Origin of the sequence: Mammaliicoccus sp. RAM2, from assembly GCF_045897195.1 — a bacterium.
Lineage (GTDB): Bacteria > Bacillota > Bacilli > Staphylococcales > Staphylococcaceae > Mammaliicoccus > Mammaliicoccus sciuri.
Map to the genome: position 1 here is coordinate 211,554 of NZ_JBJNWI010000003.1, position 22,021 is coordinate 233,574.

23 protein-coding genes are annotated in these 22,021 nt (G+C 31.7%); 7 read left to right on the forward strand and 16 right to left on the reverse strand.

Features of this window, described 5'->3' with window-relative positions:
- Positions 1-173: 173 nt before the first annotated feature.
- Positions 174-932 (reverse strand): membrane protein insertase YidC, encoded by a 759-nt coding sequence (yidC, locus tag ACJTHF_RS06150; protein WP_048540554.1) that lies wholly within the window; start codon positions 930-932, stop codon positions 174-176.
- Positions 933-961: 29 nt separating this feature from the next.
- Positions 962-1,231: a hypothetical protein gene (locus tag ACJTHF_RS06155; RefSeq protein ID WP_037590157.1), complete on the reverse strand. Its 270-nt coding sequence runs from the start codon at positions 1,229-1,231 to the stop codon at positions 962-964.
- A 169-nt stretch (positions 1,232-1,400) separates the two neighbouring features.
- On the opposite strand from ACJTHF_RS06155, the gene ACJTHF_RS06160 reads away from it, so the two are divergent.
- Entirely contained in the window at positions 1,401-2,324 is a 924-nt protein-coding gene (locus ACJTHF_RS06160) for an ABC transporter substrate-binding protein (protein ID WP_232156897.1), read from the forward strand.
- A gap of 160 nt (positions 2,325-2,484) precedes the next feature.
- On the opposite strand, the gene ACJTHF_RS06165 is transcribed toward ACJTHF_RS06160, so the two are convergent.
- From ACJTHF_RS06165 to ACJTHF_RS06190, 6 genes are all read right to left on the reverse strand, one after another.
- Positions 2,485-3,849 carry an MFS transporter gene (locus ACJTHF_RS06165; protein WP_078355251.1) on the reverse strand — a complete coding sequence of 455 codons (1,365 nt, stop codon included), beginning with the start codon at positions 3,847-3,849 and terminating at the stop codon, positions 2,485-2,487.
- A 16-nt stretch (positions 3,850-3,865) separates the two neighbouring features.
- Positions 3,866-4,429 (reverse strand): cysteine hydrolase family protein, encoded by a 564-nt coding sequence (locus tag ACJTHF_RS06170; protein WP_048540551.1) that lies wholly within the window; start codon positions 4,427-4,429, stop codon positions 3,866-3,868.
- A 117-nt stretch (positions 4,430-4,546) separates the two neighbouring features.
- Complete coding sequence (locus ACJTHF_RS06175) at positions 4,547-5,518, reverse strand: FecCD family ABC transporter permease (RefSeq protein WP_078355252.1); 972 nt, start codon at positions 5,516-5,518, stop codon at positions 4,547-4,549.
- The gene (locus ACJTHF_RS06180; RefSeq protein WP_078355253.1) at positions 5,515-6,501 is read right to left on the reverse strand and encodes a FecCD family ABC transporter permease; all 987 of its coding nucleotides are present in this window, start codon (positions 6,499-6,501) and stop codon (positions 5,515-5,517) included. Before ACJTHF_RS06180 ends, ACJTHF_RS06175 begins: the two co-directional genes overlap by 4 nt.
- A gap of 70 nt (positions 6,502-6,571) precedes the next feature.
- The gene (locus ACJTHF_RS06185) at positions 6,572-7,510 is read right to left on the reverse strand and encodes a helical backbone metal receptor (RefSeq protein WP_078355254.1); all 939 of its coding nucleotides are present in this window, start codon (positions 7,508-7,510) and stop codon (positions 6,572-6,574) included.
- Between the two features lie 210 nt (positions 7,511-7,720).
- A complete protein-coding gene (locus tag ACJTHF_RS06190; RefSeq protein ID WP_119650230.1) occupies positions 7,721-9,070 on the reverse strand; it encodes an amino acid permease in 1,350 nt (449 codons plus the stop codon).
- Between the two features lie 242 nt (positions 9,071-9,312).
- Here ACJTHF_RS06190 and add point away from each other — a divergent pair, with 242 nt between their 5' ends.
- The gene (add, locus tag ACJTHF_RS06195) at positions 9,313-10,290 is read left to right on the forward strand and encodes an adenosine deaminase (protein WP_119649068.1); all 978 of its coding nucleotides are present in this window, start codon (positions 9,313-9,315) and stop codon (positions 10,288-10,290) included.
- A 40-nt stretch (positions 10,291-10,330) separates the two neighbouring features.
- Here the strand turns inward: add and ACJTHF_RS06200 are convergent, their stop codons facing one another.
- From ACJTHF_RS06200 to ACJTHF_RS06210, 3 genes are read right to left on the reverse strand one after another with little or no spacing between them, the layout of a single operon-like run.
- On the reverse strand, positions 10,331-10,720 hold the full coding sequence (locus tag ACJTHF_RS06200) for a hypothetical protein (protein ID WP_232156899.1): 390 nt from the start codon (positions 10,718-10,720) through the stop codon (positions 10,331-10,333).
- 30 nt (positions 10,721-10,750) lie between these two features.
- Positions 10,751-11,140, reverse strand: coding sequence for a hypothetical protein (locus ACJTHF_RS06205; RefSeq protein ID WP_058592154.1), 390 nt, complete (start codon positions 11,138-11,140; stop codon positions 10,751-10,753).
- 27 nt (positions 11,141-11,167) lie between these two features.
- Positions 11,168-11,797, reverse strand: coding sequence for an NDxxF motif lipoprotein (locus ACJTHF_RS06210; RefSeq protein WP_078355258.1), 630 nt, complete (start codon positions 11,795-11,797; stop codon positions 11,168-11,170).
- 173 nt (positions 11,798-11,970) lie between these two features.
- On the opposite strand from ACJTHF_RS06210, the gene bioB reads away from it, so the two are divergent.
- Positions 11,971-12,933, forward strand: coding sequence for a biotin synthase BioB (gene bioB / locus ACJTHF_RS06215; RefSeq protein ID WP_078355259.1), 963 nt, complete (start codon positions 11,971-11,973; stop codon positions 12,931-12,933).
- A gap of 148 nt (positions 12,934-13,081) precedes the next feature.
- Positions 13,082-14,443, forward strand: a complete 1,362-nt coding sequence (locus ACJTHF_RS06220; RefSeq protein WP_106417845.1) for a CitMHS family transporter — start codon at positions 13,082-13,084, stop codon at positions 14,441-14,443.
- A 467-nt stretch (positions 14,444-14,910) separates the two neighbouring features.
- Here the strand turns inward: ACJTHF_RS06220 and ACJTHF_RS06225 are convergent, their stop codons facing one another.
- The 4 genes from ACJTHF_RS06225 to ACJTHF_RS06240 form a co-directional block, all read right to left on the reverse strand.
- Complete coding sequence (locus ACJTHF_RS06225; protein WP_048540541.1) at positions 14,911-15,849, reverse strand: mechanosensitive ion channel; 939 nt, start codon at positions 15,847-15,849, stop codon at positions 14,911-14,913.
- Between the two features lie 206 nt (positions 15,850-16,055).
- On the reverse strand, positions 16,056-16,385 hold the full coding sequence (locus ACJTHF_RS06230) for an excalibur calcium-binding domain-containing protein (RefSeq protein WP_107609107.1): 330 nt from the start codon (positions 16,383-16,385) through the stop codon (positions 16,056-16,058).
- Positions 16,386-16,539: 154 nt separating this feature from the next.
- Positions 16,540-17,019 carry a GNAT family N-acetyltransferase gene (locus tag ACJTHF_RS06235; RefSeq protein WP_058592150.1) on the reverse strand — a complete coding sequence of 160 codons (480 nt, stop codon included), beginning with the start codon at positions 17,017-17,019 and terminating at the stop codon, positions 16,540-16,542.
- A gap of 112 nt (positions 17,020-17,131) precedes the next feature.
- Positions 17,132-17,461 carry a DUF4889 domain-containing protein gene (locus ACJTHF_RS06240; RefSeq protein WP_025907313.1) on the reverse strand — a complete coding sequence of 110 codons (330 nt, stop codon included), beginning with the start codon at positions 17,459-17,461 and terminating at the stop codon, positions 17,132-17,134.
- 192 nt (positions 17,462-17,653) lie between these two features.
- Here ACJTHF_RS06240 and ACJTHF_RS06245 point away from each other — a divergent pair, with 192 nt between their 5' ends.
- A complete protein-coding gene (locus ACJTHF_RS06245; RefSeq protein ID WP_058592149.1) occupies positions 17,654-18,544 on the forward strand; it encodes a fructose bisphosphate aldolase in 891 nt (296 codons plus the stop codon).
- 88 nt (positions 18,545-18,632) lie between these two features.
- Here ACJTHF_RS06245 and ACJTHF_RS06250 read toward each other — a convergent pair whose 3' ends face one another.
- Positions 18,633-19,061 carry an IS3 family transposase gene (locus ACJTHF_RS06250; RefSeq protein ID WP_107609106.1) on the reverse strand — a complete coding sequence of 143 codons (429 nt, stop codon included), beginning with the start codon at positions 19,059-19,061 and terminating at the stop codon, positions 18,633-18,635.
- A 204-nt stretch (positions 19,062-19,265) separates the two neighbouring features.
- Between ACJTHF_RS06250 and ACJTHF_RS06255 the strand changes: the two genes are divergently transcribed.
- Positions 19,266-20,570: an MFS transporter gene (locus ACJTHF_RS06255; RefSeq protein ID WP_107609105.1), complete on the forward strand. Its 1,305-nt coding sequence runs from the start codon at positions 19,266-19,268 to the stop codon at positions 20,568-20,570.
- A gap of 4 nt (positions 20,571-20,574) precedes the next feature.
- Positions 20,575-21,999: a glycoside hydrolase family 32 protein gene (locus tag ACJTHF_RS06260; protein WP_058592147.1), complete on the forward strand. Its 1,425-nt coding sequence runs from the start codon at positions 20,575-20,577 to the stop codon at positions 21,997-21,999.
- Positions 22,000-22,021: the final 22 nt, after the last annotated feature.

Here is a 22,021-nt window from a genome sequence, read left to right on the forward strand (position 1 = left end):
TAATCAAATAAAGGTAATGTGCTGGAACACGTTACCTCAACAAGCCCGTTTAAGTGACGGTATCTGTACATAATTTTAATAACCTTCTATATGCACGCTAAAGCGAATAGAAGGTTATTTTTTATGTTTTTTATTCATAAAAAGACGCTCAATTCTTGAGCGTCTTTTGTTATTTATGAACTTGTTTGAAGTTCGTCTTCGTGATAATTAAAGTACTTATTAGATATATATTGTTGAACGATGAGTACGATCGCACTTGCACTCCAATATAATGGCAGTGCTGCTGGTGTGCTCATACTTACAATAAATATCATAATTGGACTGATATACATGATGTATTTCATTTGTCCTTTTGATTCTTCTGGTAAATATTTTGTTGATAAATATGCTTGTAATAAATAGAGTGCTCCGGCAATCAGAGCCATAAATATATTTGGTGTACCAAGGTTAAACCATGCGAAACTATGACTTGCAAGTGCATCATTATGAGATATTGCAAAGTACAATGCCATTAGTATCGGCATCTGTATAATCATTGGTAAACATCCCATATTTAAAGGATTTACGCCATGTTCTTTATATAAAGCCATCATTTCTTGGCTATATTGCGCACGTTCTTGTTCATCTTTAGCTGATTTCATCTTCTCATTAATTTCATCCATTTGTGGTTTTATTTTCTTCATTTTAAATTGCATTTTCTTCTGTCCTTTAAAAGAACGCAACATAAACGGCATAACAATTAGTCTTACACATATGGTAACGATGATAATGCCAATGCCGTAACTATTATTAAAGAATGATGCAAAAAATTTAATCAAATAAATGAATGGTTCTACTAATGAAGTATAAAATACACCACCTTCTTGTGGTGCACATCCACTTAGTAATATCGATACTGCTAAAAATGCTAAAACTGTATATAATTTTTTCAAAATTTCTCCTCCAATATATTAATTATGCGTTAATATATTGGACTAGCGTCTTCTTCATCGACGGTCTTGGATAAGCAACGTGTTCTCCACCTTAAAATAGGGACTATCCATTCAAAAATGTATTGATCCTCTACTTCAGTTGAAAATCTTACAATCCAATCTTTGTGGAGCTTGATGTTTGCTTGCATTTGCAAGTAGACAAACAAGAGCGTTAATAACACAGGAATGAAATAATGTATGCTAAATGCAACATAATTAATTAATATTTCTTCACCTAATAAACCTATGAGCCATTCCATTACGCCTTCACTCCTTTCCAATCGAATTTACTACGTTAAATATACATGGTAAAAATATGATATTCAAATAATTGCACTCTTTAAATTTTACAAAACCTATTGTATAATCACAATATTTTGATACAATTGAGAAAGATTATCAATATCAATGAATTGGGGAGGTTTTTTAATGAAAAAGGTATTAATTTTAGTATTAACGTTAATTTTATTTGTTGCAGCATGCGGGAACAACAATGACAATAAAGATTCAAGTAGTAAGAAAGATTCAAGCTCTGATACAAAGTCGTTTACGATGGATAATGGTAAGAAAGTTGATGTACCAAAAGATCCTAAACGAATTACAGTATTACATCCTACATATGTCGGCGCATTAGTTAAGTTCAAACATACACCAGTAGCAGTACCAGAATTTATTAATCAAAATAAGGTACTTAAAGATGTTACGAAAGATGCTAAAAAAATAGATCAAACAAATGTTGAACAAGTTGCAAAAACAAAACCAGATCTCATTATTACAAGTGCACAAGACAAAAACCTTAATAAACTCAAAAAAATTGCACCTACCGTTACTTTTGATGCAATGACTTCTACATATAAAGATAATACAACTAAATTAGCAGAATTAGTCGGCGAAGAAGACCAAGCTAAAGAGTGGATTAAAGAATGGGATAAAAAACTTAAAGATGATAAAAAAGATTTAGAACCACTTACCAAAGGAAAAACAGCAACAGTCTTACAACAAACACCAAAAGGACTTATGGCATTCAGTGATGAATTAGGTAGAGGTACTGAAATTTTATATAGCGGTTGGGGCTTGAAACAACCAAAAGACCTAAAAAAAACAACAGAAAAAACAAATGCTATCACAATAACACCTGAAGAATTCGATAAATATTTAGGTGATTTTGTTGTAATCGCAGCAAACGGAAATCAGAAAGCACCATTCGAAGATACAAATGTTTGGGCAAATACAGAAGCTAAGAAAAATAATCACGTCGTTAAATTTGATGTAACAGAAACTCAATATAACGATCCAATTTCATTAGAAAAACAAAGAGAAATATTCTCAAAAGCCTTTAAAGAAATGAAATAAATATGAAAAGAGCTAGGATAAATGTCCTAGCTCTTTTTTGATGAGGAATGTGAAATTTGGTGGTTTCTTGGCTTTACTCAGTACTTAAGCCAAGACATCTAACTTAAAGCAACCACTCCTAAACACACTCCCCTCTCTCTAACATCAGACAACCCGCAGTCTACCTTGTGCTTAATGAACGTCTACTGACAAAGGTTAGAATGATGATAACTATGCCAATCAGCATACAGAATAGACCTAATTCATGTATACCATTTGTGATGTGGTCACCTTTGAATAAAGTACTAATGAGCGTGGATGATACGATTGCACCGATATACATCGCAGTTCTTAATAATCCTGCTGACATGCCTATCATTGATTTTGATGCTTGATGATAAAGTGCATTTTGATTTGCTAAATTTAATAATCCTTGTGGCACACCAAAAATTGCAGCTAATAATATTAATATCCATAATGGTGTATCGGCATGAATAAATTGGAAGCCTATCATTGTTATGAGTGCACAAATTGTGCCTAAATATAGTTTGAACTTAATTGATAGCCTTGTACCTGTTAATTGTGCCATAAAAATCCCAACCAAGAATTGAGGTAACATCATGAGTCCTGCATGTGCTGCAGTCAATCCTCTCCCCTCTTCTAGCCATTGAACATATCCATATAGCACACTATAAGAAATAACAGCTGTAAGAAGTGATCTTATATAAGTATTATTTAAAGCACCATTGTGAGCAAGTACTCTTAGATCAATAAATGGTTTTTTAGATTTGAGTTCCATGATAATAAAAGTAATCAAACTGAACAGTCCAATTATAAATAGATAAAAAATGGATTGATCTGGCTCCATAAAGAAAATCATCCATGTTGTTAAAGTAATTGTAAACAACGTTATACCTATAAAGTCTATCTGTTCTTTTAATGCATTTAATTTCTTTGGACTTTCAACTTTTGGATAATATAAAAATCCAAATACGAATGAAAGGATGGAAAGTGGAATATTGACTAAGAATATAGCTTGCCAACCGCCACTATGAATTAACAAACCACCGATTGTTGGACCAATAACAGAAATCGTCTGATTGGATATAGATAGCATTGTTAATATTTTACTTGGACTATCTTTACCTGTGCGCTTGCCCTCATAACTGATTAAATACATTGCTGAAGGATAACCTGCACAAGTACCAATACCTATAAGAAATCTTGCTAATACTAATCCATAAAAAGATGGTGTAAAAATCGCAATCAAACTCGCTACTCCTACTAAACTTGTAGCAAATAAAAATAATCCTCTTGGACCAAATATATCTATAAGTTTACCTATAACCGGTTGACCAATACTTGTTGCTAAATATAACGATGACACAAGCCATGTTGTTTGATAAAAAGGTATACCGAAGGCTTGTGCAATTGGTATAAGTGCAACAGCTAACATAGAAGAATTAATCGGATTCAATATTGATCCTAAAATCATCGGTGGGTATAGTTTCGTATTAAAGGCTTCTTCACTCGAAACTTGACGCATAAAAATTATCTCCTATCTATACGATTGTATTTGACCATTCTATCGTCTCAGTTACTTCCGCATACCTAGGAAAAATCTTATGAATTAGAAATTGATGTGTTTCAATATCTCTGTCTGTCATCGCATCTGATAAGACTGTTAATTCAAAGTCTTTATCTGCCGCTTCAACTAAAGTAGATAACACAACACCACTTGTTACAACACCTGTTAAAATAAGGTGATCCACTTGCATACCACGCAATAACACTTCTAAATTACTACCTGTAAAAGCGCTAAAGCGATGTTTTGTAACAACGACTTCATCTTCATTTGGTGCAAGTTCGTCTATAATTTGAGTTGATGCGTCATTCACACTCATTTGTTGTCCACTTGCTTTAATACGTGAAAATGATTTGTTGTAAGGCGACACTTCATAAAATCCTTTTGAAAAAGCTACTCTCACAAAAATAACTGGGATTTGATGTTTCCTAGCACTTTCGATAGCCTTTTTATTTTTATCAATGATTTCACTCGAATTAGATAAGCTACCGACAATACCATTTTGCATATCCATTACTAATAAAGCAGATTGATTAGACACACTTACACTTCCTTAATATTCTTTTTAATGCAATGTTATCACAGCAATATTTCTCAAGAAATATTTTTGCCTATCAAAGAGCCGAAACAATCATGACTGTTTCGGCTAAATAACTCTCTATACACTTTGAGATTTTTTTAATAAATATAAGAAATAAGGTGCACCTATAATGGCTGTTACAACACCTGCAGGAATTTCGAGTGGAGGAAACAACCCTTTACCTATTGCGTCTGCTACTAATAGGAATATTGAACCTATTAAAGCTGACAATGGTAACAATTTAATGGCTTTTGGTCCTGCTAGTAGCCTTGCTATATGAGGTGCAATTAATCCTATAAAGCCAATTGTTCCTGTTACTGACACAACAGAACCAACACAAATTGCTGCCATTACAAGATATACATTTCTAATGAGCGATACTTTTTCTCCTAAACTGACAGCAGATTCATCTCCTAAACTTAATATGTCAATTTTACGAGCAAATAAGAAAATAAGCGGCAACACCACAACTCCAGGTATAAAGAACCATAAGTCATCATAATTACGTCCCCATACACTTCCTGACAACCACAATAATGTCGTATTAATATTGTCTGGATATCTGATCATAAAATATTGAAGACCTGCCTGACATATCGCACTTAAAGCAACACCTATTAATGCTATTGTGTATGTACTTGCTTGGAACAATTTACCGATAAGCATTATAAGCATGATGAGTACAACTGCACCAATAAATGAAGCAATACCTAAGAAATAAAATGGTAGTGCTGGTAACAATAATGTTTGCGCAACCGCAAACAATCCTGCACCTTTTGTGACACCAATAATATCTGGCGATGCTAAAGGATTTCTCAGTATGCTTTGGACAATTGCTCCAGATACACCTAATAAGCCTCCACCAATCAATGAAATAATCATTCTTGGCAATCTATAATTATAAACGACAAAATCATAATCATCTGAAAAACCAATAAATGTAGATATAATCTTTGATATACCTATAAACTGAGAACCAACTTGTAGATTAATGAATAATGCGACCAATAGTACGAGTGAAACGATGATATATTTCCATTTAAGTTTCATCCTTTTTGAACACTCCTTCCATTTTTACATAAGTAAAGGAAGAATGGACCGCCTATTAAAGCTGTTACAATCCCAACGGGCGATTCATAAGGATATGCAATAATATGTGATAACGCATCTGAATATACGAGTAATACCGCACCAATCAGTGCCGTTAATATAATATGTCTTTCATAACCGCCTCTAATCAACCTCTTAGATATATGAGGTGCAATTAACCCTACAAAACCAATTGGACCTGCAACAGATACAGATGAACCTGCTAAAATAATAACCATCAATCCAAATACGATATAAATCAGTTTCTTATAAACACCTAAACTTGTAGCTAAATCATCACCAAGTGAAATAACCGTTAAATGTCTCGCTAACATAATGGTGATAATCGTACCGATTACAAACCATGGTAATAAGACTTCCACACTATCCCAATCTTTACCGTTTAAAGAACCTGTTAACCAATATAGAATATCTGTGGCATTTTCATTCATTAATATCAATACTTCAGTGACCGAAGATAGTAACAAATGAATGGTCATACCCGCTAAGGCTAAACGAACTTGATTATTCTCATGTCCATAAATAAAGGTATAAACAATCACGCCACCTAAAATCGCACCAATAAAGCCAATATACGCATTTTGGTTACCATTATAATCAGGAAAGAAAACCAATGCCGCCACAAGCACCAATGAAGCACCAGCATTAATACCAAATGTTTGAGGTGAAGCAAGTGCATTCCTCGTAATACCTTGCATGATTGTACCTGCTAAAGCTAAACTCACGCCAACCATAATCGCAACTAATAGTCTTGGTAGTCTTACCGTTCTAATAATTAATGTATCTTTCGAGTGATCATTATGTAATAAAGCATGAAATATCGTTTTAAAACTCATAATTGATGAAGCAAAGCTTAAATTTATAAAAATCCCTAAAATTAAAATTATGACTGATACTATAATGATTACTGTTTCTTTTTTCATAACATCACCAACTCAACTCAGAAATAAAACAATGAACGGACAATTGTATGTACGTTCATTGTTCAAGTATTTATTTCTTTTCGTTATATTTTTGTAAATCTTTTATGATATATTCATTGGCATTGATACCTCTGAATCTCGTCCAGAAGTCTCTATCTACTTGATATATTTGACCTTTTTTATATGCTTTAAGGTCTTTCCAAATCGCTTTTTCTTTCCAATCATCTGTTATTGGATTCTTTTTATCAGTTGTAAAAATGATTTTATCCGGATTAATTTTAGATAAATTTTCTAAATTAACATCTTCATATGCATTTTTAGATTCTACAGCATTATCTAATCCCAATTTCGTTAATAGCTGGCCAGCATAAGAAGTAGATGTATGAGCTTGAAATGCATCTTCTCTCGCAACTGCAATCAATACTTTTTCACCTTTGTTTTCTTTAGTAGTTACTTTATCTTTAGCTTTTTTAATTTTTGCATCTTGATCTTCAAGTAATTGTTTAGCTTTATCTTCTTTACCTAAAGCTTTACCAATTGTTTTAAATGAACCATTCACATCATCATAGCTTGCTTCTCTACTTTTCAATACAAGTGTTGGTGCAATTTTCTTCAAGTCTTCACTTATACCTTTATGACGTTGAACATCCGCTATAATCAAATCTGGTTTAAGTGAACTGATAGATTCTAAGTTTGGTTGTTTACGCGTACCAACTGATGTATATTTCACATCTTCACCATATAATTTTTTAATAATTTCTTTCTTATTATCGTCCGCAATACCAACTGGTGTATTGCCAAGATTTTTAACCGCATCTGCAAAAGAATACTCTAATACGACAATATTTTTAGGATTCTTCTTAACTTTTTGAGTACCTAATTCATCTTTTATTTCTATCGTTTCAGATTTCTTAGCACCTGCTTCACTACCTTTATTATTGCCACACGCTGCTAGAAACATTGCCGAAACAACTAATACCGCCATAAAAATTCTTGAATATTTATTCATGATGTCCTCCTATTAATTGATAACTGTTATCAATTATATAATATTCAGAAAATGATGTCTATAGTCAATTTTGAATATTTATTTTATAAAACCCTTTATTTAACTGTTATATAACAATTCATAGTTATCAAATAACTTTACTATAATTTTAATTCAGACTATAAAAAAATACATATGCAAATAAAATGCACATGTATTTTTATTCATATATTATGGCTTTTTAATAAATGCGTACAAACTAACAATCGCGATAAATACGATTCCGATTATGACTGAAATTCGTGTTTCACCATTGAACATCATACCAATAACAACCAGTATAAGCATAATAATTGTGATAATATTACTGACCGGCGCGAATGGCATTTTAAATGGATGGTCTTTAATTTGTTCTCTCTTTCTAAAATTCATATGACTAATTAAAATAGCGAACCATGGCACCATACCTGGAAGCACACCTGCGCTGAACACATATACAAATATATTCGTATCTTTACCTAATAATAGTGGTAATACAATATCTAAGACGATTCCGAAGAAAATACCGATAGATACTGCGATAACAGCAATATGAGGGACACCATTTTTATTCGTTCTATAGAATATTTGAGAAATTTGTTTTTGTTTAGACAACGTATAAAGCATACGACTCGTACTAAAAATACCAGAGTTACAACCTGACATTGCTGCTGTAATTACAACAAAGTTAATAATTGTTGCAGCAGCTGTAATACCTACTTTTGCAAATGTTGCAACAAACGGTGAACCAATTTGATTCACTTCATCCCATGGATAAACCGTTACAATAACGAAAATCGAACCGATATAGAATATTAATATTCTCCATACAACACCGTTAATGGCTTTTACAATATTTTTCTGTGGATCTTTCGTTTCACCGGCAGTAATACCAATTAATTCGATACCAATATAGGAACCAAATACAATAGATAATGCAAAGAAGAAACCACTTAGACCACCAGTAAAGAAACCACCATGATCCCATAAATGACTAACACCAATCGGATTAAAGTTATTACCTATTCCGAAAATTATTAAGCCTAAACCTGCAATAATCATTAATATAATCGTTACGACCTTTACAGCGGCAAACCAAAATTCAAATTCACCAAACCACTTAACAGAAACTAAGTTTGCAGAAAGCAATATAAGAACGACAGCTAAACCTGGTATCCATGAAGGTAAATCTGGCCACCAAAATTTAAAATACGAACCTACTGCTATAACCTCACTCATACCGACAATAATCCAATTAAATGTACTACTTGCAGCTGTTACAAATGAAAATGACGGATGAATATAATCATTTGCAAACTTAGCAAATGAACCTGTATCTGGATAAACGTAAACCATTTCACCTAAAGCTCTCATAATTAAAAATACAAATACACCTGCAATCGCATAAGCTAATAACACGGATGGTCCTGTCCACTTAATCGTACTTGATGCACCCATAAATAGACCAACACCAATTGTGCCACCAATCGCAATCATTTGCATTTGTCTTGACGTTAACTCTCTTTTTAAATTATTATTCATGTCTGACCCTTCTTAATATGTATGTTCTAAATTTTCAACCTATAATTATTAAAATATTCTATAAATATAGCATTTTTAATAATTGGATACCAAGAATTTTCAAATAAAAAACTAATATTTTCATATATTCAATCACAAAATCTACACATTTGTGCTAAATACTACCAGATATTTCTGAAATTGTTTATAATATATAACTATATTTAAAAATCATACTCATAGATAAAGAAAGGATATTCCTAATGTCTACAATAAACGAAGTAGCAAAAACAGAGTTACACTGTCATTTAGACGGATCTGTCAGCATCGAATTAATCCAACAACTCGCACGAGAACAACATGTATCTATTAATTTAGAAGATATTCAAGTAGATCAAAATTGTGAAAGCTTAGACGACTACTTAAAATCTTTCGACACCATTTTAAAAGTGCTACAAACAAAAGATAGCTTAGAAAAAGCTGTTGTCGACGTCGCACGACAAGCACATCACGACAACGTTAAATATATAGAAATCCGATTTGCACCACTTTTCCATACAGATAAAGGCTTAAACATTGAACAAATATTAGAAGCTGTTAACAACGGAGCAATCGAAGCTGAACATACATATGATATTAAAGTCAATTTGCTAATTTGTGGCATGCGACATCACGACAACCAAACAAACATCGACCTATTTAAATCAGTAGACCAGTTAAATACAAACAATCGTCATATTGTAGGTTTTGATTTTGCAGGTCCTGAAGAAGCCTTTCCAACAAAGGTCATACAGGAAGCTATACAACATTCTACAGATTCTGGCCATTACTTAACATTGCATGCCGGTGAATGTGGATGTATACATAATATAATAGAAGGAATCGAACTCGGTGCACGAAGAATAGGACATGGCGTTGCAGCAATTCAAGATAATCAAGCATTATCATATATTAAACAACACAACGCATTATTAGAAATTTGCCCAACGAGTAACTTACAAACAAAAGCAATCCAATCAGTAGAAGAACTTAATATTAGAAAGCTCATAGAGCAAGGTATCCCATTTAATATTAATACAGATAATAGAACAGTTTCGAATACAAACCTAAACCAAGAATATCAACTCTTGTACAACCATCAGTTGTTAACAATACCAGAAATGAAAGCCATTAATATTAAAGCAATAGACCATGCGTTTATATCAGACATTGAAAAAGAACAATTAAAGACGAAATATTAAAATACCAAAAGGCTGAGACAGATCATACTGTCCCAGCCTTTTAAGTTTCTTGATTGTTATTTACATGATTCTTTTTTATGAAATATTTATTTTCAATAATGTCAGTAATGAATAATACAATAAACCAACCAAAAATATATAATGGATTCGTAAATTGATTATTCTGGTACATACTCAATATGTATAATGACATTATTACCAAAAATATTATCATTACAACTAATCTAAATATCATAAATTTCTTGAAATCTTTAGCTTTTTCTCGTCCTCTCAACCAATCTCTAAATAAAGCAAAAATAATAAAAAACGGAACTAAACAAATAAGTACTTGTTCAAGACTTAGGAATAAACCTAATAATAAACTTAAGGCAATAATTAGAAATACAAATACCCCCGTTAATAACTCTCTATTTTTAATTAACTGTTTCATCATACACCCACCATCTTTCAAAATAACCTTTTAGCTTTTATCCAATTTCGTGTTCATATTGTTTTGTTTAAGGAAATATTTATTTTCAATAATGTCAGCGATAAATGATATTATAAGCCATGCAAACAAGTATAAATACTTTACTTCTTCTCGATACATACTTAAAAAATATTGAACCAATAATACAACACCTATTAAGAGTACAATTACCCTATAGGTCATAAAACGTTTTATGTTCTTAGCTTCTTCTACACCTCTTAACCAATCACAAAATAGCACCAATAATATACAAAATGGAACCATGAAAACGAGCATTTTCGGAACTGACATAAATGAATATAGAAGTGCTCCAATTACAAAGATTAAAAACAAGCTTGCTCCTCTTATTAGTGTTTGATTCTCTAATAATCGCTTCTGCATACAACCACCACCTTTCAAAATAACCTTTTACCTTTTAAACGCATTCGTCTTCACATTGATTTGTTTAAGGAATTTTTCTATTTTTGCTTGTTGTCTGCCATTTACATTTTGACTATCTGGCACGATATCTTTTATGTCTTTTGTTGAAATGGTACCTTTTTCTGCTTTATCTTCTATTTTTTGCACTTGTTGGTCTAAATTTTTAATTGTTTGATTGTAACTGGTAAAGTATTGACTAATTCTATTTGTTTCTTTTTGATAACCTTTTGGGAGTGTATTATTTTCTATATAATTTGAGAAGTTCTGGTCATTCTTTTCTAAAAGTTTTCTACCTTCTTCTAATTGATCTGCTTCTCTCTTCGTTAAAGGTTGTTCGTCCCATACTTTTTCTTCAATCTTTGTTGTCACTTTATAAATACTTTCATTTGTATCTAAATAACGTTGAATACTTTTATGTATTTCTGACTTTGATAATTTTTCATTTGTTAAATCAGATTCAAATACAACAGTTGGCAACTTTGCATTTTCATGTTTATTTGCCTTCTGTTCTGATTGATTGTGCTCATTATCTTTACTTGCTGAACTTTCTTCGTTTCCGCATCCTACAAGCAATAAAGCTAAACTACTATATATGATGACTGACTTAAACTTTTTCATTTTATCTCTCCTATATATAATTTAAATCTTTCAGTATATATGCTATCACTAGTTCATTGTAATTTCTACCATATTTTAGTAATCAGCACTTAATTGTTAATCTTTTAATAATTTAGGTTTACAATAAAGAATATTATTAGTATTCTATTAATAATTAAAGAGGGGGAATTTTAATGACTTTAGGAAATAACATCATTAATGGTCATCACTTAACTTTTGATGAGGCTTTAAAAATTTATCTAGATGAATCGATTGATACATTAACACTTGTTCAAGAAGCTTATAAAGTTCGATATCATTATTATGGTAAAAAAGTAAAACTGAATATGATTTTAAATGCCAAAAGTGGTATTTGTCCTGAAGACTGTGGTTACTGTGGTCAATCAAGAGATGTTAAACAAAAATCTCAACGATATGCACTTATTCCAGAGAATCAAATTGTCGATGGTGCTAAAGTGGCTTCTGAAAATAAAATTGGAACATACTGTATTGTTATGAGTGGTCGTGGTCCTAGTGATAAAGAGGTTTCTCACATTACTGATTCTGTTGAACAAATTAAAAGAAATCATCCTCAACTTAAGGTTTGTGCTTGTCTCGGATTAACAAATGAACAACAGGCAGAGTCCCTTAAAAAAAGTGGTGTAGACCGATATAACCATAATATAAATACTAGTGCTAATTATCATGATGAAGTTGTGACAACACATAGTTTTGATGATCGCGTAAATACAATTAATATAATGAAGGAAAAGAATATCTCTCCATGTTCTGGTGTGATTTGTGGTATGGGTGAATCTGACGAAGATATTATCGATATGGCTTTTACATTGAATCAATTAGATGCTGATAGTATTCCAGTCAATTTCTTACACCCTATAAAAGGTACGAAATTTGGTAGTATGGATGACTTAACGCCTATGAAATGTATTAGAATTCTATGTATGTTTAGGCTCATTAATCCTACGAAAGAAATACGTATTGCTGGTGGTCGTGAGGTAAATTTAAGAACGCTTCAATCATTATCTCTTATGGTAGCAAACTCTATTTTTGTTGGAGATTATTTAATTACTGGTGGTCAACCAAATCAAATGGATTATGACATGATTCAAGATTTAGGATTTGAAATTGATTATTAAATTATTATTAGAATTTTCAATTTATTATATTATTTTTTAATGTAAAATGTTATAATAAACATATGCTTTCTATTACACTTTAATGTGTTGTAGAAAGCTTTTTAATTTTTAATAATGTAAGCGCTATATTGAACTGAGGGGGATAAAAATGGAAGAACCAAATACACTGCTGACAATAGTTGGACTCGTTATTATTATTTCAATTGTCGCAATGTTAATTATGAAGAAAATTAGTCCAGTTGTAGGAATGATTTTAATACCTGTAATTGGCGCATTAGTTATTGGTCATGGATTTGGAGATATTCGAAAATATGTTGAATCCGGTATTGATCAAGTATTTAATGTCGCAATCATGTTTATTTTTGCGATTATCTATTTCGGTATTATCTCAGATAGTGGTTTATTCAGACCTTTTGTTAGAGGAATGATTAAATTAACACGAGGTAATATTATTATCGTTGCGATTGTCACAACGATTATCGGTACTTTTGCACAATTAGACGGTGCTGGTGCCACTACTTTCTTATTAGCAATTCCTGCTTTATTACCATTATACAGGGCACTAAAAATGAGCCCATACTTATTAGTACTACTTCTTGCATTAAGTGCAGCAATTATCAACATGGTCCCTTGGGGCGGACCAATGGCAAGAACCGCTTCTGTCCTCAAAGTCGATAATATCAACGACTTATGGTATCAAGTTATACCTATTCAATTAGTCGGAATCGTACTCGCAATTCTATTCTCTATCTATTTAGGAATCCGTGAAAAAAGACGTATTGCTAAAGCTTTTCCTAATGAGGATGTTGTGAAAATCAATATGGATGAAATTATTGCAAACTATGAAAAAGACCAAGAAGAGAATGCTACTATTAAAGGTGAAGCTACAAAGCATACTTACATACTTTGGCTCAATTTAATACTTACAGTCATCGTCGTAGCTATGATGTTATTAGATATTGTACCGCCTGAATTTGCATTTATGCTCGGTGTTGCAGTCGCATTACCATTAAACTTTAGAGATGTCGATGAACAAATGGAGCGTATTAGAGCACATGCACCAAATGCCTTAATGATGGCAGCTGTTATATTAGCAGCAGGTGTATTCCTAGGAATACTTAATGAAACAGGTATGTTAGAATCGATTGCACTATCGTTAATTGCAATATTACCAACAGTTGTAGGACCATACTTACACATTATAATCGGTGTATTAGGTGTTCCTTTAGATTTATTAACAAGTACAGATGCTTATTATTTCGCAATCTTACCTATAGTAGAATCAACAGCCAGTCAATTTGGCGTTCCATCACAATCAACAGCCTTCTCACTCATGATAGGTAACGTAATCGGAACATTCGTCAGCCCATTCGCACCAGCAGTATGGTTAGCCGTTGGACTTGCAGAAATAAATATGGGTAGATATATCAAATACGCATTCTTCTGGGTTTGGGGTTTTTCCATCCTAATGCTATTTATCGCTATCTTGATGGGCATTGTTACGATATAGAATGTGATTTTTGAAAAAAGTGAGGATGTTTAGGGTTTATGCCATGACTTGGACTATCTCTTGGCTTTACTCAGTACTTAAGCCATGACTTTCGCTATCTCTTGGCTTTATTCACTACTTAAGCCATGACTTGGACTATCTCTTGGCTTTACTCAGTACTTAAGCTATAACTTTCGCTATCTCTTGGCTTTATTCAGTACTTAAGCCATGACTTTAGCTTTCTCTTGGCTTTATTCACACATTAAGCCACGACTTTAACTATCTCTTGGCTTTATTCACTACTTAAGCCATGACTTGGACTATCTCTTGGCTTTACTCAGTACTTAAGCCATGACTTCGACTATCTCTTGGCTTTATTCATACATTAAGCTAAGACTTGGGCCACAACTCTTGCCTTCACTCACCCATTAAATATTTTCACACAAAAAAGCTGAGACACGGATGTCTCAGCTTTTTCTAATCATCTTTTATTTGTCATTTGATTCAGCTTTACGTTCAATTTTTGATAATGTTTTTTCTGCAAATGACTTACCACCGATACCGAATGAGATAGCAAATGCTACTGCTACAGCACCTAAGATTAGTAAGAATGCTACATTAACAATGCTTTGAGCAAAGTTTAATTGATCTAATGTCATAAATACTGAAACGATGATTACTAAATATTTAACGATTTCAGATACGAATACGTTACCTGTAGATTTTTTAATTAATTTAGATAGTAAGTTGCCACCAATGAAACCAATTAATAAGATAATTGCTGCTGAAATTACTAATGGTAAGTATCCAATAATTGCTTCACCAATTGTATTTAATACTTCTAAATTAACTGTATTTAATGATTCAACAACAAAGAATAAACCAATGATTGTTGAAATTACCCAGCCTGCAGCTGAAGGAATATCAATACTTTCTTTATTCTCACCAAAGTTTACATAGTGATTATATTTACTAACATTTAAATTTGTTAATAAGTTTTTAACTAATGTACCTAATACTTTTGCGATGAATAAACCAACAACTAATATAACAATCGCAACAATAATTCTAGGTAAGAAGTCTAATACACTACCCATCATGTTTTTAATCGGTGTTGATACAGAAGTCATATTTAATGCATCAAACACTGATGGTAAGAATAATAGGAATATAATGAAGTAAGCTAATTTACCAAATGTCTGAATTAAACCTTCAGATCCTGATTTGCCACTTCCTGATTCAGTTAACCCCTTTTTCTCTAGCCATTTCTCAAAACCAACTGCGTTTAAACCTTTCACAATAATTGTTTTAACAATTACTGCAATTAACCAAGCGACAATTAATAATATAATTGCACTAATTAAGTTTGGTATGAATGCTATAATGCTGTCTAAAGCATTTAAGAATGAATCTGTTATTTTACTCATATTTAATTCCTCCTTTCTTGATATGTTACCCTAGTATAATAATACTAATCATATTTTTATAATAATTTTTGAATTGTTTAAAAAACTATTCTGAAAGCCTAAATAATTTGAATAAGTAATTAATATTTTAAAAAAAATAAACGAGCAGATGATCAAACATCTGCTCGTTTCACGTAAAACACAATCCCCTTTAATAATACTTCTACCTAGTATCTTTCACACGCAATTTTATCTTTATCTCTATCAAATTTTGGTAAATATGCACGATGACCATAAGTCACACCATTTGGAAATACTTTTCTTAAATCTGTGCAATTTTGATAGTTACGTTTTTCCTTAGCACCCGGTTTTTTGTAATTATATCTTTGGCTTGGTGGTAACTGTGTTGTTTTCTTTTTTACAACTTTCTTAATCGTTTTTTTCTCTACAACTTTCTTTGTAGCTGCATCAACTTGACTATGAATTGAAGGCATTGTAAAAGATAACACACAGATAATAGCTAGCAGTAATTTTAAAATATTATTTCTTGTTCTCATTTCTCTTCCCCTTTAATTTTTTATAAATATAGCACAATCGATTGTAATTTTCTACTATATTTAGCAAAATTATTTAAAATTATTTTCTTTTATTTTTTCTGGATTATTAATATAAAAAAAGTCCATGAACTTTAAAATTCATGGCAACTATGTATCATATTCTTTTCATCATTCTTACTTCTTTTAATGCTTTACTAAAATCACTTATTTTACCATCTTTTTTAAAGCCATGTTTTTCATAAAATTTAATCGTAGGATGATTATCTTCAAAAACCCAAAGACTTAATTCATCATATTTATCCTTCATTTCTTCTTCCGCTTCTTGCATTAAACGTGTGCCTATTCCTTGGTTTTGATATGCTTCAAGTAAGTAAATGACCATAATTTCACCACATGTATCACTTGTATCTTCATCTTTGTCTTTACCATACATTAGAAATCCAATCACTTCTCCATCAACCTCTGCAACAATACACGGTGCATTAAATTTATGGTGTCTTTCAATATATGATGATAACGTTAATTGATCCAAATAACTATCTGGAACAATTCCTCTATATGTCGTCAACCAAGACTCATAATGAACTTTAGCAATCGCTTCAATATCTGATTCTTGTTTATTTCTGATTAACATCACTTTAACCACCCACATTCTATAGAAGTTAAATGTAATTTTACTATAAGTGTCTATTAAATAAAATAGTAAAAGTCCGAGACATTCTCATTCGTCTCAGACTTTATATTCCTTACATTTCCATATCATGTATTTTCATCATTAAACCATGTGGTATATCATCATGTTTGACGACTTCTTTTTTATAAAATGTTTTGCCGTTATCGTTTGAAATTAATTTTACAAAATCACCTTTTTTAGGTTTGAAATCACTTGTTGATTCGATTTTGATATTTTCCGTAACTTCATTATTTTTCTCACTTACTACTTTTTCTGCAGTTGTACTATTCTCCATATATCCGTAGTAAGTACTTTTTTGCGTTGAAAATAACAATAAAGCTGCGACTGCTAAAGCTACGATAGCTAAGCCACCTATTAATAATATTGCTGATTTTTTATTCATTGAGAATCCTCCCTAATGTACATCATAATGCGTATAAGCATTTTATGAAATAATCACGCATCAATCTTCTTAAATTCGACATATTTATTTAGTATTTTTCTCTCTTAAAAAAATCATTAAAAGTTGAATAACTTGCGATAAATGGTAAAAATCATCATACTATAATTGAAAATATCTAAAGGAGTGGAAAAAATGAACCAAGAACAATTTGAAAAAATAAAAAATGGTAAAGGTTTTATAGCTGCACTAGATCAAAGTGGTGGTAGTACTCCAAAAGCTCTTAAAGATTATGGTATTGAAGAAAATCAATACAGCAATGAAGATGAAATGTATACACTTGTTCATGAAATGAGAACACGTATCGTAACATCTCCAGCCTTTACTTCTGAAAAAATATTAGGTGCTATTTTATTTGAACAAACAATGGACCGTGAAGTTGAAGGTCAATATACTTCTGACTACTTAGCTTCAAAAGGTATCGTTCCTTTCTTAAAAGTAGACAAAGGTTTAGCAGATGAAGAAAATGGCGTTCAGTTAATGAAAGTCATTCCTGGTTTAGATGAGTTATTACAACGTGCAAAAGAACGTAATGTATTCGGTACAAAAATGCGTTCAAATATTCTTGAAGCAAATCAAGAAGCTATCGCTAAAGTTGTAGAACAACAATTTGAAATTGGTAAACAAATTATCGAAGCAGGATTAGTTCCAATTATCGAACCAGAAGTGAACATTAATGCTAAAGATAAAGAAGAAATCGAAGATATCTTAAAAGAAGAAATCGCGAAAGAACTAGATAAATTAAACGACGATCAATACGTAATGTTGAAATTAACAATTCCAACAAAACCAAACCAATATAAATCATTAATCGAACACCCTAACGTTGTTCGTGTCGTTGCATTATCAGGTGGTTACTCAAGAGAAAAAGCAAATGAATTACTGAAAGAAAATGACGGACTTATTGCAAGTTTCTCACGCGCATTAGTAACTGACCTATTCGCTGGACAATCAGCAGAAGAATTTAATAACGGATTACAAGACGCAGTAGATTCAATCTATGACGCTTCAGTCAATAAGAATTAAAAACATAACAAAAGGCTTGGACAATTTATTAGTGTCCGAGCCTTTTTTATATTGGGGTTAAATAAAGTTTCTCAGTCTTCGTGCCCCTTTATTCTTTCTTATTTTCATGTGATTGCCCTTTTAAACCAAGTTCATTCATTAAACGTTGAATTCTCTTATGATTGACTGGTTTTCCTAATTCTTCTCTAATGTAATGATAAATACGTCTATATCCGTATGTCTCATTAGATTTATGATATATATCTAAAATATCTTTCTTCAATGCTTCGTTTTCTATATCTCTTTTAGATGGTTCACGATTCAGCCAATTATAATAATTCGATTTTGGTATTCCGAAAATTTGTAGCAGTTGTTTAACTGGATACTCACCTTTTAAATCATAAATTGTTTTATACGTAGCATTTTTGAAAGCTTTTTTGTCTTTCTTATTTTCCTCTTCCAAATATTTATCGCGCACTTTTAATACATATATTTCTATCTCTTTCTGTTCTTCAAGCGTTAATTTTTTTGCACTCATTTTATACACCTCAACTTCAGAGAATTTAAAATTAATTTGCTTTAAGTATACATATTTAATCGTACCTTTACATCAACCGAGTAGCTATTGAAGAACTAAATACTTTTAAAAAAAGATATTATTTTTATGTCAACCGGTTGACATACTAAAAGTTTAGCTATAGAATCACATTAAGAAAGCCCTTACATCAAGGAGGTTATTTAATTGGAATTCGGAAATTCATTTAAAACATTTAAAAATCAGTCATACTTGCAGTCATCATTTACATTACTGTTATTCTTTGCGTCATGGTCAATTTGGTGGTCTTTCTTCCAAATTTGGTTAACGTCTGAGAAAAATGGTTTAGGCTTAACGGGAAGTGAAGTTGGTACGATTTATTCTGCCAATTCTCTAACTACTTTAATATTGATGTTTTTATATGGCATTATACAAGATAAACTCGCTATTAAAAGAACGTTATTAATTTTTTGTGCCTCATTGTCTACACTAGTTGGTCCATTTTTCATTTGGATCTATGCACCATTAATTCAAAATAATTTTATGGTTGGCATTTTTGTAGGTTCTATCTTTTTATCAGCTGGATTCTTAGCAGCTGCTGGTATTTATGAAGCTGTGTCAGAAAGATTTAGTCGATATTTTGACTTTAAATACGGACAGGCTCGTGCTTGGGGATCATTTGGTTATGCTGTGTCAGCTCTAATAGCAGGATTCTTATTCGTTAAAAATCCTGAATATAATTTTTGGGTTGGTTCAGTGATTGGCTTATTACTATTATTAAATCTTATTTTTATAAAACCTAAAGTTGAAGACAAAGCAAAACATGAAATTACGTATGATGATACAGATGCTTCAATTCCTAGTTTCAAAGAAATGATCGCATTATTAAAATTACCACACCTATGGGTAATTGTTATCTTTATTATGTTTTCATGGTCATTCTACACAATTTATGATCAACAAATGTTTCCAGACTTTTATACTAAATTATTCGAAACACCTGAAGCTGGTCAACAAATGTACGGTACGTTAAATTCCATACAAGTATTTTTTGAAGCATTAATGATGAGTATTATACCTATTGTCATGTATAAACTTGGTGTCAAAAACACTTTAATGTTAGGTATTTGTTTCATGGTAGCAAGAATCGGTCTTAGTGGTTTACTAGAACACCCTATTTCAGTTTCAATGATAAAAATGATGCATGCAATTGAGGTGCCATTATTTATGCTACCTATGTTTAGATATATCACGTTACACTTTAATCCGAAATTATCAGCAACTCTATATATGATAGGCTTCCAAATTGCAGCACAGATTGGACAAGTTATTTTATCAACACCACTTGGAAATTTACGAGATCATATCGGGTATGGTGATACATTCCTAATTATTTCAGGAATTGCACTGCTAGCTGGTATATTTGCGATATTCACATTCAAAAAAGACGATGAAGATGTAAACGGTGATCCTTTCATTCGTCAAAAAGATATAAAAGAAAAAGGAGCATAATATTATGACTAATCATCAAATTGAAGTTACTAATGAACGATATAGACTAGGTTATCACGTAATGGCAAAGTCAGGTTGGATTAATGATCCAAATGGATTTTGTTACTTTAAAGGATATTATCATATTTTCTATCAGCATCATCCATACAGTGCAGACTGGGGACCAATGCATTGGGGGCATGCAAGAAGTAAAGATTTAGTACACTGGGAAGATTTACCTATCGCTTTAACACCTGGCTCAAAAGAAGATAAGGACGGTTGTTTCTCTGGTAGTGCAATCGTTAAAGACGATACTTTATATTTATTCTATACCGGTCACCACTATTATGGTGATAATGATCCAGAACACTTTTGGCAAAATCAAAACATGGCATATAGTATAGATGGTGTAAATTTCACTAAATACGAACATAACCCTGTCATCGCTTCTGAACCTGAAGATAACACGCATCACTTTAGAGACCCTAAAGTTTGGGAGGATAACGGCAAATATTATATGATACTCGGTAGTCAAGAAAAGGATGGTTTAGGAAGAGTTATATTATATCAATCATCAAATTTAAAAGATTGGGATTATATAGGTGCTATAGCTAAGTCGGAATCATTAGAAGATGAAGGTTTTATGTGGGAATGCCCTGACCTATTTTCATTGAACCAAAAAGACGTCCTTCTCTGTTCACCTCAAGGTATAAAAGAAACAGATAAGAAATATTTAAATCTATTTCAGACTGGATATTTTATAGGAAATTTAAATGATGATAAAAATCTTTTCACACGTGACCATTTTAAAGAATTAGATTACGGGCATGATTTTTACGCTGCTCAAACTACTTTGGCACCAGATGGCAGACGTATATTAATCGGTTGGATGGCAATGTGGGAAAGTCCTATGCCTGAGAAAGAAGACGGTTGGGCAGGCGCTTTAACGATACCTAGAGAGCTAACATTAGAAAATAATCACTTATATATGAAACCAATTGAGGAATTAAAAGATTTAAGAACACATTCAATAGATGCTGCAAATATCACTTTGAAAGAACCTGAATTAATTGTCAGCAAGTCATCTCATATAGAAGTGAATATCGAGCATCAATTTGAACATACACAAGAAACAATCACTAAATTCGAATTAAAAGACGCTCATAATAAAATATTATCTCTTGAATATAACGCAAATAATAATGAATTATCATTGTATAGAACAGATAAAGATGACTATAGGTATGCCACAATTCAAAGTCATCAAGACTTAAAACTACAAATATTTATTGATAAAAGTTCTATCGAAATATTTATTAATGATGGTGAAGCAGTATTTACTGAACGTTACTACACTGAAGATGATATACAAGTATGGATTAGTTCTACTGAAGATGTTCCAACAAACTATCAAATTTATCAATTAAATAATCAAGCTATTCAATATTAAAATGACTGAGGGACTGAAATAA